Origin of the sequence: Pseudomonas sp. LFM046 (assembly GCF_000949385.2) — a bacterium.
Taxonomy (GTDB): domain Bacteria; phylum Pseudomonadota; class Gammaproteobacteria; order Pseudomonadales; family Pseudomonadaceae; genus Metapseudomonas.
Window position 1 is genome coordinate 5,795,088 of the sequence record NZ_JYKO02000001.1, and the last position, 12,073, is coordinate 5,807,160.

The 12,073-nt window shown below is 62.1% G+C and carries 11 protein-coding genes; 7 read left to right on the plus strand and 4 right to left on the minus strand.

Going from position 1 to position 12,073, the window contains the following annotated elements; genetic code table 11:
• Nucleotide 1: 1 nt before the first annotated feature.
• From recF to TQ98_RS26670, 4 genes are all read left to right on the plus strand, one after another.
• A complete protein-coding gene (recF, locus tag TQ98_RS26655; protein WP_044873341.1) occupies nucleotides 2-1,108 on the plus strand; it encodes a DNA replication/repair protein RecF in 1,107 nt (368 codons plus the stop codon).
• Nucleotides 1,105-3,525 (plus strand): DNA topoisomerase (ATP-hydrolyzing) subunit B, encoded by a 2,421-nt coding sequence (gene gyrB, locus TQ98_RS26660; protein ID WP_044873342.1) that lies wholly within the window; start codon nucleotides 1,105-1,107, stop codon nucleotides 3,523-3,525. The genes recF and gyrB overlap by 4 nt, the downstream gene beginning before the upstream one ends.
• 213 nt (nucleotides 3,526-3,738) lie before the next feature.
• Entirely contained in the window at nucleotides 3,739-4,590 is an 852-nt protein-coding gene (locus tag TQ98_RS26665; protein ID WP_044873343.1) for a hypothetical protein, read from the plus strand.
• 764 nt (nucleotides 4,591-5,354) lie between these two features.
• Nucleotides 5,355-5,546 carry a hypothetical protein gene (locus TQ98_RS26670; protein WP_044873344.1) on the plus strand — a complete coding sequence of 64 codons (192 nt, stop codon included), beginning with the start codon at nucleotides 5,355-5,357 and terminating at the stop codon, nucleotides 5,544-5,546.
• A gap of 134 nt (nucleotides 5,547-5,680) precedes the next feature.
• On the opposite strand, the gene TQ98_RS26675 is transcribed toward TQ98_RS26670, so the two are convergent.
• The 4 genes from TQ98_RS26675 to glyQ all read right to left on the minus strand — a co-directional run bounded on the left by TQ98_RS26675 (nucleotide 5,681) and on the right by glyQ (nucleotide 10,052).
• On the minus strand, nucleotides 5,681-6,445 hold the full coding sequence (locus tag TQ98_RS26675; protein WP_044873345.1) for a lysophospholipid acyltransferase family protein: 765 nt from the start codon (nucleotides 6,443-6,445) through the stop codon (nucleotides 5,681-5,683).
• Between the two features lie 14 nt (nucleotides 6,446-6,459).
• On the minus strand, nucleotides 6,460-6,990 hold the full coding sequence (gene gmhB / locus TQ98_RS26680) for a D-glycero-beta-D-manno-heptose 1,7-bisphosphate 7-phosphatase (RefSeq protein WP_044873346.1): 531 nt from the start codon (nucleotides 6,988-6,990) through the stop codon (nucleotides 6,460-6,462).
• Nucleotides 6,991-7,062: 72 nt separating this feature from the next.
• Entirely contained in the window at nucleotides 7,063-9,108 is a 2,046-nt protein-coding gene (glyS, locus tag TQ98_RS26685; protein ID WP_044873347.1) for a glycine--tRNA ligase subunit beta, read from the minus strand.
• A complete protein-coding gene (gene glyQ, locus TQ98_RS26690) occupies nucleotides 9,105-10,052 on the minus strand; it encodes a glycine--tRNA ligase subunit alpha (protein WP_044873348.1) in 948 nt (315 codons plus the stop codon). Before glyQ ends, glyS begins: the two co-directional genes overlap by 4 nt.
• 81 nt (nucleotides 10,053-10,133) lie before the next feature.
• Here glyQ and TQ98_RS26695 point away from each other — a divergent pair, with 81 nt between their 5' ends.
• The 3 genes from TQ98_RS26695 (at nucleotide 10,134) to TQ98_RS26705 (ending at nucleotide 12,021) form a co-directional block, all read left to right on the plus strand.
• Nucleotides 10,134-10,685: a DNA-3-methyladenine glycosylase I gene (locus TQ98_RS26695; protein ID WP_044873349.1), complete on the plus strand. Its 552-nt coding sequence runs from the start codon at nucleotides 10,134-10,136 to the stop codon at nucleotides 10,683-10,685.
• 60 nt (nucleotides 10,686-10,745) lie between these two features.
• Nucleotides 10,746-11,633, plus strand: a complete 888-nt coding sequence (locus TQ98_RS26700; protein WP_103103112.1) for a lysophospholipid acyltransferase — start codon at nucleotides 10,746-10,748, stop codon at nucleotides 11,631-11,633.
• A gap of 124 nt (nucleotides 11,634-11,757) precedes the next feature.
• Nucleotides 11,758-12,021, plus strand: a complete 264-nt coding sequence (locus TQ98_RS26705; RefSeq protein WP_044873350.1) for a PilZ domain-containing protein — start codon at nucleotides 11,758-11,760, stop codon at nucleotides 12,019-12,021.
• Nucleotides 12,022-12,073: the final 52 nt, after the last annotated feature.

Consider the following 12,073-nt stretch of genomic DNA (forward strand, 5'->3'; position numbering starts at 1 on the left):
AATGTCACTCAGCCGTATCTCGGTCACCGGCGTGCGTAACTTGCAGCCGGTGACCCTCTCCCCCTCCCCCCGCATCAACATCCTCTACGGCGCCAACGGCAGCGGAAAGACCAGTCTGCTGGAGGCAATCCATCTTCTCGGTCTCGCGCGATCCTTTCGCAGCAGTCGCTTGCAGCCGGTGATTCAGTACGAGCAACCCGCATGCACAGTATTCGGTCAGGTCAGTCTGCCGGAGGGGGGCCAGTGCAACTTGGGGATATCCAGGGATCGGCAGGGGGAGTTTCAGATTCGTATCGATGGGCAGAACGCGAAAAGTACCGCCCAGTTGGCCGAGGCTCTTCCGCTTCAGCTGATCAATCCTGACAGTTTCCGGCTGCTCGAAGGCGCGCCGAAAATTCGCCGGCAGTTTCTCGATTGGGGTGTGTTCCACGTGGAACCTCGCTTCCTGCCGGCCTGGCAAAGGCTGCAGAAGGCCCTGCGGCAGCGGAACTCGTGGCTCCGGCATGGTACACTGGACGCCGCTTCGCAGGCGGCCTGGGACCGGGAGCTGTGCCTGGCCAGCGTCGAAATCGATGAGTATCGACGGGCTTATATCCAGGCATTGAAGCCGGTCTTTGAACGGACTCTTGCCGACCTTGTGGAACTCGACAGTCTCACCCTGAGTTACTACCGCGGCTGGGACAAGGATCGGGAGCTGTCCGAAGTGCTGGCCACTTCCCTCCTCCGCGACCAACAGATCGGGCACACCCAGGCGGGACCCCAACGAGCCGACCTGCGATTGCGCTCAGGTGCACATAACGCTGCAGACATACTGTCGCGTGGTCAGCAGAAGCTGGTGGTTTGCGCACTGCGAATCGCCCAAGGCCATCTGGTGAATCAAGCGAAGCGCGGCCAGTGCATCTACCTAGTTGACGACTTACCGTCAGAGTTGGACGAACAGCATCGACAGGCTCTTTGTCGATTGCTGGAAGATTTGGATTGCCAGGTGTTCATCACCTGCGTTGACCATGAATTTCTGAGGGACGGCTGGCGCACGGATACGCCGGTCGCCATGTTCCACGTGGAACATGGCTGTATCAGCCCTACGAACATCGGGAGTGAAGCATGAGCGAAACCAACACGTACGACTCTTCCAGCATTAAGGTGCTGAAGGGATTGGATGCCGTACGCAAACGCCCCGGTATGTACATCGGCGACACCGATGATGGGACAGGTCTGCACCACATGGTGTTCGAGGTCGTCGACAACTCGATCGACGAAGCACTCGCCGGCTTCTGCTCGGAAATCAGCATCACCATCCACACCGACGAATCCATCACCGTTCGCGACAACGGCCGTGGCATTCCGGTGGATATCCATAAAGAAGAAGGGGTTTCTGCCGCCGAGGTCATCATGACCGTGCTGCACGCCGGCGGTAAGTTCGACGACAACACCTACAAGGTTTCCGGCGGTCTGCACGGTGTAGGTGTGTCCGTTGTGAACGCCCTTTCCGAAGAACTGCGCCTGACCATCCGCCGTGCCGGTCAGGTCTGGGAGCAAATCTACCACCACGGTGTTCCGCAGTTCGCGCTGCGACCCGTGGGTGAAACCGAGGGTACCGGCACCGAGGTGCACTTCAAGGCTTCGGCCCAGACCTTCAGCAACATCCATTTCAGCTGGGACATCCTGGCCAAGCGCCTGCGCGAACTGTCCTTCCTGAACTCCGGTGTGGGTATCGTGCTGCGCGACGAGCGCAGCGGGAAGGAGGAGTTGTTCAAGTACGAGGGTGGCCTCAAGGCGTTCGTCGAGTACCTGAACACCAACAAGACCATCGTCAACGAAGTGTTCCACTTCAACATCCAGCGCGAGGAAGACGGTGTGGGCGTGGAAGTCGCCCTGCAGTGGAACGACAGCTTCAACGAAAACATCCTCTGCTTCACCAACAACATTCCCCAGCGCGACGGCGGCACCCACCTGGCGGGATTCCGTTCCGCCCTCACCCGTCACCTGAACAACTACATCGAACAGGAAGGCTTGGCGAAGAAGTTCAAGATTGCCACCACCGGCGATGACGCGCGCGAAGGCCTGACCGCCATCATCTCGGTGAAGGTGCCGGATCCGAAGTTCAGCTCCCAGACCAAGGACAAGCTCGTGTCCTCCGAGGTGAAGACCGCGGTGGAACAGGAGATGGGTAAGTACTTCGCCGACTTCCTGCTTGAGAATCCCAACGAGGCCAAGGCCGTCGTTGGCAAGATGATCGATGCGGCGCGTGCCCGTGAAGCCGCACGCAAGGCGCGTGAGATGACTCGCCGCAAGGGCGCGCTGGATATCGCCGGCCTGCCGGGCAAACTGGCGGACTGCCAGGAGAAGGACCCTGCCCTCTCCGAACTGTACATCGTGGAGGGTGACTCCGCGGGTGGCTCGGCCAAGCAAGGCCGCAACCGCAAGACCCAGGCCATCCTGCCCCTCAAGGGCAAGATCCTCAACGTCGAGAAAGCCCGTTTCGACAAGATGCTGTCCTCCCAGGAAGTCGGCACCCTGATTACCGCACTGGGCTGCGGTATCGGCCGCGAGGAGTACAACATCGACAAACTGCGGTACCACAACATCATCATCATGACCGACGCCGACGTCGACGGTTCGCACATCCGCACCCTGCTGCTGACCTTCTTCTTCCGTCAGATGCCGGAGCTGATCGAACGCGGCTACGTCTATATCGCCCAACCGCCGCTCTACAAGGTGAAGAAGGGCAAGCAGGAGCAGTACATCAAGGACGACGAGGCCATGGACGAATACATGACCCAGTCGGCCCTGGAAGAAGCCAGCCTGCACGTGAACGAGAACGCCCCGGGGCTCTCCGGCGAGGCACTGGAGCGCCTGGTCAACGACTACCGTGGCGTGATGCGAACCCTCAAGCGTCTGTCTCGCCTGTACCCCCAGGACCTGACCGAGCACATGATCTATCTGCCCCGCGTCAGCGTGGAGCAGCTGTCCGATCAGCCAGTGATGCAGGCCTGGCTGGAAGGCTTCCAGGCCCGCCTGAAGGCAGCCGAGAAGTCCGGCCTGACCTACACCGCCAACCTGCGCGAAGATCGCGAGCGTCACCTGTGGCTGCCGGAAGTGGAGCAGACTGCTCACGGCCTCTCCCACTACATCACCTTCAACCGCGATTTCTTCTCCAGCAACGACTACCGTCAGGTGACCGAGCTGGGTGCCCAGCTCAGCAACCTGCTGGAAGAAGGTGCCTACATCCAGCGTGGAGAGCGCAAGAAGCCGGTAGCCAGCTTCAAGGAAGGACTGACCTGGCTGATGACCGAAAGCACCAAGCGTCACACCATTCAGCGATACAAAGGTCTGGGCGAGATGAACCCGGAGCAGCTGTGGGAAACCACCATGGACCCGAACGTCCGCCGCATGCTCAAGGTCACCATTGAGGACGCCATCGCGGCGGACCAGATCTTCAACACCCTGATGGGAGACGCCGTGGAGCCACGACGCGACTTCATCGAGAGCAACGCCCTGGCAGTGTCCAACCTCGACGTGTAACCCTTCTGGTGCGCCGCACCAGGAATCACACTGAGGAACAAGCAGAACCCCCGGCCAATAGGTCGGGGGTTTTGTTTTGACGAATGGAAAGTGTCTCGAAAGGTGCAGTGTCCGAGATGCCAGACCCAGGAAGCTGTGGCGTGGCGGCCGTCGATGGGGCGCTGGCAGAATGCATCGTTCAGTTCACCACCGTACTGGAGAGCCAGTTGGGTTATGCGCATCATCCTGAGCAGAAAGGGCTTCGATTCGTCCGCAGGCGGCTGTCCCAGTCCAATCCTGCCGGACGGGCGCCTCTGCTCGCTGCCCATACCCGACGACCGATCGCCAATCACCTATTCCAGCGTTGATTTCGACGGAGTGAATCTTGGCGAATTGCTGGCGTTGCTGACCGGCGATGGCGCCTGGCATGGAAGCGGGGCTCACCTGGATCCTGATTTGCGCGCTGACGCCCTTCCCCGCTCGCCTGGCTGGAAGCCCCTGCTGGGGCAAAGTGGCAGCGCCCAAGGGCATCTGCGCAATGAATCGGTGACGGTGGGTGACCTGTTCCTTTTCTTCGGATCCTTTCGCCCGATCCAGCAGGCAGCAGATGGTTGGCGTTTCATCCCGGACCAGATGCCCCGGCATGTGATCTGGGGATGGCTGCAGGTCGGTGAAATCCTCAAGGTCGATGAGCTGCCGTCAGACGCTGTTGCGTGGGCGCGATACCACCCGCACTTCGCGTATGGGGAGGACCCCAGCAACACCTTGTACCTAGCCACGGAAAGGTTGAATCTGGATCAGCTGGCGCGGGAATTTCCCGGGGCGGGTACCTTTCGCAGTGTGGATGAGCGCCTGGTACTCACGGCGCCTGAGTCGAGGCTGCAGACCCGCTGGAAACTCCCGGCGTTTTTTGCGCCTGGAGCAGGCCGGGAAGGATTGAGCTTCCACCGCAATCGAAGTCGCTGGACGATGGAGGGGAATCGCTGTTTGCTGAACAGTGCATTCAGAGGCCAGGAGTTTGTCCTGGACACGGCAGGCTGCGGCTTAGCGCTGGACTGGCTGATTGACCTGCTGGCCGCAGCGTGACCCCGCGCCGCACAGGAAGCTTTTCCTTTCCGGGCAAGGGGATACTCGCCGGAAACATGGGGTAACACCGCGGTCGCAAAGATGTTGACGGAGTGTTACCCCCGACCCGGCCCGAGAGAACCCGGACGAGTCGTATGGGAACATTTCTGGGCACGTCGAGGACTATCCTGAGAGCGTGAATGGCTTAACACATTGATTTATATGTGTTTTTTATTTTATGGCACGACTCATGCTCTATATATGGCACAACAACAATAAAAAGCTTCAAAAAGAACGTTTTTCGACTCTGACAAAACAAAAACAACAGCCGCAGAGAAGAAGCAAACCGATTTTTTTGGACAGGGTGTGCCGTTCCGCACCCGGTAACCAGAGCAACAGAACAATAAAACTACCTTGAGGTAGCGGCGCTCCGGTTGGTTCAGAAATGACGATGGCATGATCAGCGTCCAAAAAAATCCGTTTGCCCTAGGTCCATGTTGGGACCAGCCATTTCTGGCTCGCTATGAGCCAGTAGCGAAGAACAACAACGAACACTCGATAAGAACAACAACAAAAAAAATGAAGAAACATTTGAGGGGAGCTTCGGCTCCCCTCAGTGTTTTCCGGCTTCCGTAAAACTCCCCCTCCCCAAGCTTCCCCCCATTGCCCACAGCAGCGCGCATTCCCGTGTTTTACCGACAGGGTAGGGCGTCGCCATGTCGAGCGGTGGAGCGTAGGCTGGAGGCGCTTGCAGGGGCCCTGGAGCCCGTTTGAGGTGTAGCAGGATGGATGAGAACAAAGACGACGCGTCGATCACTGATGAAGAGATCAGCGCCTATATGATGCGGCAGCTGAGATCGGGACGGGTCAAGCCGGGTGTGCTCGTGGTACTGACCGAGAAGAACTTTCCTGGGGTGGCGCGTGAGCGCATCATCCGCTGCTTTAACGCCCTGGATTCCGGCTACCTGAAAGGCTGACGCAGGACAGCCGCGAGAAAGCGTTATGCACTTTCTCGCTAAGCTTTATTTTGAATGGGAAAGCCTTGAAATTCAGGGCTTTGAGAGGCGATTTTGGCGATTCGCCAAAATTTTGTTCACAGCTTATCCACAGATCAGGCCGGGTTCTCGACCGCCGCTGCGGTTTGCGGGCCTTCGAGCTCCCGCTGAGCGGCTTCCACCCAGGCGTAGGCGCGGTCATTCAGCTCCGCAATGGCCCTTGGGCCCTCCCCTTCTGCGTACATCGCCGGGCCGATTACCACCTGAATGGTGCCCGGGCGCTTCGCCCAGCCTTCCTTGGGCCAGAAATGGCCCGCATCGTGGGCCACTGGCAGGACCGGCAGTCCGGCGTTGACCGCCAGGGCCGCGCCGCCCCGGGAGAACTTGCCCATCTGTCCGGCCGGCACGCGGGTACCTTCGGGGAAGATGAGTACCCAGGCGCCTTGCTTGAGGCGTTCATCGCCCTGCGCGGCCAGTTGCTTGAGGGCTGCCTTGGGGTTGCTGCGGTCGATGGCGATGGGCTTCATCAGCGCCATGGCCCAGCCGAAGAACGGCACCCGCAGCAGTTCGCGCTTGACCACCTGGCTCAGCGGCTCGAAGGCGCCGGAGAGGTAGAAGGTCTCCCAGGTGCTCTGGTGTTTGGCGAGGATCACGCAGGGCCGTTCCGGCACGTTTTCCAGACCTTTCACCTCATAGCGGATGCCCACCACCACTTCGGCCAGCCACACGGCGAAACGGCACCAGCGGCGCACCACGAAGCGGTAACGCATGTGGAACGGCATGAAAGGCGCGAAAAAGAGGCTCAGCGTGCCCCAGATAAAGGCGCTCAACGACAGCAGCACGTAAAAGATGAACGTTCTGATGGCCTGCACTGTCGTCATGGGAGTTGTTGACCTTATTGGAGGAGATGCGCGGCAACCGCCGCCAGATCGTCGAATACCAGGGTTCCCGCTGGCAAGGGCTTGGCCAGGGTCCGTTCGCCTTTACCGGTCTTCACCAGAACGGGCTGACAATCGACGGCCCGCGCGGCTTCCAGGTCACCGCTGCTGTCGCCGACGAACCAGACTCCAGCAAGGTCCACGCCATAGTGATCGGCAATGCGCTTGAGCATGCCGGGGCGAGGTTTGCGGCAATCACAGCCATCGTCCGGGCCGTGGGGGCAGTACTGGATCACGCCCAGTTCACCGCCCTGCTCTGCCACCAGCTCGCGCAGGCGAGCATGCATGGATTCCAGGGTGGCGAGGTCGTAGTAACCGCGTGCAATACCCGACTGGTTGGTGGCCACCGCGACGGTCCAGCCGGCCTGGCTCAGGCGGGCGATGGCAGCGATGGCGCTGGGAATGGGGAGCCATTCCTCGAGGGATTTGATGTAGTCGTCGGAGTCCTGGTTGATGACGCCGTCGCGGTCGAGGATCAGTAGTTTCATTTACAACGCCTGGTGTGCGAGACCGGAGAGCCCGAAGCGTGCAGCTCCGGGCCTCCGGTTCGCGGTATCGCCTTAGCCCAGTACCGAGATGTCCGCTACGCCCAGGAACAGGCCGCGCAGCTTGGCCAGCAGCGCATAGCGGTTGTTCCGCACAGCGGCATCTTCAGCGTTGACCAGGACCGCTTCGAAGAAGCTGTCCACCGGCTCGCGCAGGCTGGCCAGACGTTCCAGGGTCTCGCGGTAGCTGCCAGCGGCGGCCAGCGCCTGCTCGGCGTCGGCCACGGCCTTGGCCAGGGCCTGCTCGGCGGCTTCCTGCAGCAGGGCGCTGTCGACGCTGTTCGGCACGGCGCCGTCGGCCTTGCTCAGCAGGTTCGACACGCGCTTGTTGGCGGCGGCCAGGGCAGCGGCTTCCGGCAGCTTGCGGAAGGCCTGTACGGCCTGTACGCGCTGGTCGAAGTCCAGGGCCGAGGACGGCTGCAGGGCACGGACCGAGAGGTACACGGCCACGTCCACGCCTTCGTCCTCGTAACGGGCGCGCAGACGGTCGAAGACGAACTCCAGCACCTGGTCGGCCAGGCCTTCGGCTTTCACCTTGGTGCCATAGAGGTCGATGGCGAAGCCAACGGCTGCGGCGAGGTCGAGGTTCAGCTGCTTTTCGATGAGAATGCGCAGCACGCCCAGGGCCTGGCGACGCAGGGCGAAGGGGTCCTTGCTGCCGGTGGGCAGCATGCCGATGCCGAAGATACCCACCAGGGTGTCCAGCTTGTCGGCCACGGCCAGGGCGGCGCCGGTGAGGGTCTGCGGCAGCTCGGCGCCGGCGCCACGGGGCATGTACTGCTCGTTCAGCGCCTGGGCGACGTCTTCCGGCTCGCCATCATTGACGGCGTAGTAGTAGCCGGCGATGCCCTGCATTTCCGGGAATTCGCCGACCATCTCGGTGGCCAGGTCGCACTTGGCGAGAATGCCGGCGCGCGCGGCGCGGGCCGGGTCGGCGCCGATCTGCTCGGCCACGAAACCGGCCAGGCGGGATACGCGCTCGGCCTTCTCGAACACAGTGCCGAGCTGAGCCTGGAAGACCACGTTCTTCAGGCGCTCGTTGAAGCTTTCCAGCTTCTGCTTCTTGTCCTGCTTGAAGAAGAACTCGGCGTCGGTGAGGCGCGGGCGCACCACCTTCTCGTTGCCGGAGATGATCTGCGCCGGGTCCTTGCTGACCACGTTGGCCACGGTGATGAAGCGCGGCAGCAGCTTGCCGTTGGCATCCAGCAGGCAGAAGTACTTCTGGTTGTCCTGCATGGTGGAAATCAGAGCTTCCTGGGGCACGGCGAGGAAGCGTTCCTCGAAGGAGCACACCAGCGGTACCGGCCACTCGACCAGGGCGGTCACTTCATCCAGCAGGTCGGCGGGCACTACGGCGGTGCCTTTCTGCTCGGCGGCCAGTTCGGCGACGCGCTTGCTGATGATCTCGCGACGCTCGGCGAAGTCGGCCAGCACGTGGGCGCTGCGCAGGTCTTCCAGGTAGGTCGACGGCTTGCCGATGCGGATGTTGTCCGGATTGTGGAAGCGGTGGCCACGGGACTCACGACCGGCTTTCTGGGCGAGGATCTCGCACTCGACCACGTCATCCCCGAACAGCATCACCAGCCATTGGGTCGGACGCACGAACTCGTCACGACGGGCGGCCCAGCGCATGCGCTTCGGAATCGGCAGCGCGGCCAGCGAAGCTTCGACGATGCCCGGCAGCAGGCTCACTGCCGGCTGGCCCGGGATGGTCTGGCTGAACTTCAGTTTCGGGCCGCTCTTGTCGATCTGTTCCAGGTCGACGCCGCACTTGCGGGCGAAGCCCAGGGCCGCCTGGGTCGGCTTGCCTTCGGCGTCGAAGGCGGCCTGGATCGGCGGGCCGTCGAGGTTGACGCTGCGGTCGGGCTGCTGGGTGGCCAACTGCTCCACCAGCACGGCCAGGCGGCGCGGTGCGGCGAATACCTGGGCCTTGGCGTAGCCCAGGCCGGCGCCTTTGAGGCCCTGCTCGATGCCGGCCAGGAAGGCGTCACCGAGGGATTTCAGGGCCTTGGGAGGCAGCTCTTCGGTGCCCAGCTCTACCAGAAAATCTTGTGCACTCATTCTTGAGCCTCCAGCTTGGCCAGTACTTCGTCACGCAGTTCGGGGGTGGCCATCGGGAAGCCGAGGCGGGCGCGGGCCTGCAGATAGCTCTGCGCCACGTTACGGGCGAGGGTGCGCACACGCAGGATGTAGCGCTGACGCTCGGTCACCGAGATGGCGCGGCGGGCGTCCAGCAGGTTGAAGGTGTGGGAGGCCTTGAGGACCATCTCGTAGGTCGGCAGCGGCAGCTGCAGTTCGATCAGGCGGTTGGCTTCGCTCTCGTAGAAGTCGAACAGCTCGAACAGCTTCTCGACGTTGGCGTGCTCGAAGTTGTAGGTCGACTGCTCCACTTCGTTCTGGTGGAACACGTCGCCGTAGGTGACCTTGCCGAAGGGGCCGTCGGCCCAGACCAGGTCGTACACCGAATCGACGCCCTGGATGTACATGGCCAGGCGCTCCAGGCCGTAGGTGATTTCGCCGGTAACCGGGTAGCACTCGATGCCGCCCACCTGCTGGAAATAGGTGAACTGGGTGACTTCCATGCCGTTCAGCCAGATTTCCCAGCCCAGGCCCCAGGCGCCGAGGGTCGGGGATTCCCAGTTGTCCTCGACGAAGCGGATGTCGTGCACCAGCGGGTCGATGCCGATGGCCTTCAGCGAACCCAGGTACAGCTCCTGGAAGTTTTCCGGATTGGGTTTCAGCACCACCTGGAACTGGTAGTAGTGCTGCAGGCGGTTCGGGTTCTCGCCGTAGCGACCGTCGGTCGGGCGGCGGGACGGCTGCACGTAGGCGGCGTTCCAGGTCTCCGGACCGATGGCGCGGAGGAAGGTGGCGGTGTGGAAAGTACCGGCGCCCACTTCCATGTCGTAGGGCTGGAGCACCACGCAGCCCTGCTCGGCCCAGTACTGCTGCAGGGCGAGGATCAGGTCTTGGAAGGTGCGCACGGCGGGCGTAGTCTGGCTCACGAATTTCACCTGTGCTGGGTCTTCAACTGAAAACGCGGGAGTATACCCGATCCGACCCGCCGCAACCGCATGGAAAGCCTTATGCCACGCTGCTTCTGGTGCAATGACGACCCCCTCTACATCGCCTACCACGACACCGAATGGGGCGTACCGCTGAAGGACTCGGCGGCGCTCTTCGAACTGCTCCTGTTGGAAGGCTTCCAGGCCGGCCTGTCGTGGATCACCGTGCTGAAGAAGCGCGAGCGTTACCGCGAAGTCCTGTTCGGCTTCGATGCGCGACGACTCGCGGCGATGAGTGATGAGGACATCGAGAAGCTGATGCAGGACCCGGGCATCATCCGCAACCTGCTCAAGCTCAAGGCTGCGCGCCAGAATGCCCAGGCCTGGCTGCGCCTGGAGGACCCGGTGGCGCTGCTCTGGTCCTTTGTCGGCGGCAAACCCAAGGTCAACCATTTCAGCGAGCGCGGCCAGGTGCCGGCCGTGACGCCCGAGGCCGAGGCGATGAGCAAGGCGCTCAAGAAAGCCGGCTTCACCTTTGTCGGTCCGACCATCTGCTACGCCTTCATGCAGGCCGCGGGCATGGTCATGGATCACACGGTGGACTGCGACCGTTACCGTGAACTGACCGCCTGAGGCAGCATCGTTCACGCTGCGAGAGTAGAATGCGCGCTTTTCGATCTACTGGAGATGCCTGTGGATAAGCTGAAAGGCGCGCTGGTCGTCGGTTTCCTGCGCCTCTTTGCCCTGCTCCCGTGGCGCGCCGTGCAAGCGGTAGGCGCGACCATCGGCTGGCTGATGTGGAAACTGCCCAACCGCTCCCGTGAGGTGACGCGGATCAACCTGTCCAAGTGCTTTCCCGAGCTGTCCCCGGCCGAACTGGATCAGCGCGTGGGCCAGAGCCTGAAGGATATTGGCAAGACCCTGACCGAAAGCGCATGCGCCTGGATCTGGCCGGCGGAAAAATCCATCGGCCTGGTGCGCGAAGTGGAAGGCCTGGACGTGCTGCACGAGGCCCTGGCCAGCGGCAAGGGCGTGGTGGGCATCACCAGCCACCTGGGCAACTGGGAGGTGCTCAACCACTTCTACTGCGCCCAGTGCAAACCCATTATTTTCTACCGTCCACCGAAGCTGAAGGCGGTGGACGAGCTGCTGCAGAAGCAGCGCGTGCAGCTGGGCAATCGCGTGGCGCCCTCCACCAAGGAAGGCATCCTCAGTGTCATCAAGGAAGTGCGCAAGGGTGGCGCCGTGGGTATTCCTGCTGATCCGGAACCGAGTCTCTCGGCCGGCGTGTTCGTGCCGTTCCTCGGTACCCAGGCGCTGACCAGCAAGTTCGTCCCCGGCATGCTCGCTGGCGGCAAGGCCCGTGGCGTCTTCCTCCATGCCCTGCGCCTGGCCGACGGCTCGGGCTTCAAGGTGATCCTGGAAGCCGCGCCGGAAGGCATGTACAGCGAGAACGTGGAAGAGGCGGTAGCCGCCATGAGCGCCGTGGTGGAGCGCTACGTGCGGGCTTACCCCACCCAGTACATGTGGAGCATGAAGCGCTTCAAGAAACGCCCCGAGGGCGAAAAGAAGTGGTACTGACGAAGGAGGCGCCGGAAGGCGCCTTTTTCATGGGCGAGTGATTCCCCTCAGTCGGAGGGTTGTGTCGAAACGCGATACCCCGTATTAACGACGGCTGCAAACCCGCTCAGGATGACGCGATCGAATGGTGAACCAGCGGCAATTTCCCCGAACTCCGATGAAATGCAGGATCAAGATCAGCCACCCGAGCTTCGGCGAGCTGATCGCGCAGACCCGCGATCTCTCCGACGGCGGTGTCTACGTCCGTCATCCGGACCTGGCCGCCCTGCCCGTCGGTAGCACGGTTCGTGGCCAGGTACAGGACCTGCCCTTCGAGGCGCCTGTCCTGGAAATGGAAGTGATGCGGGTGGATGTCGAAGGGGCCGGATTGCGATTCCTGGAGGCCTGATTGCCCGCGGGGCGAGTCCAGTCTCGATCGGGGTCTGACCAGGCGTGATGCT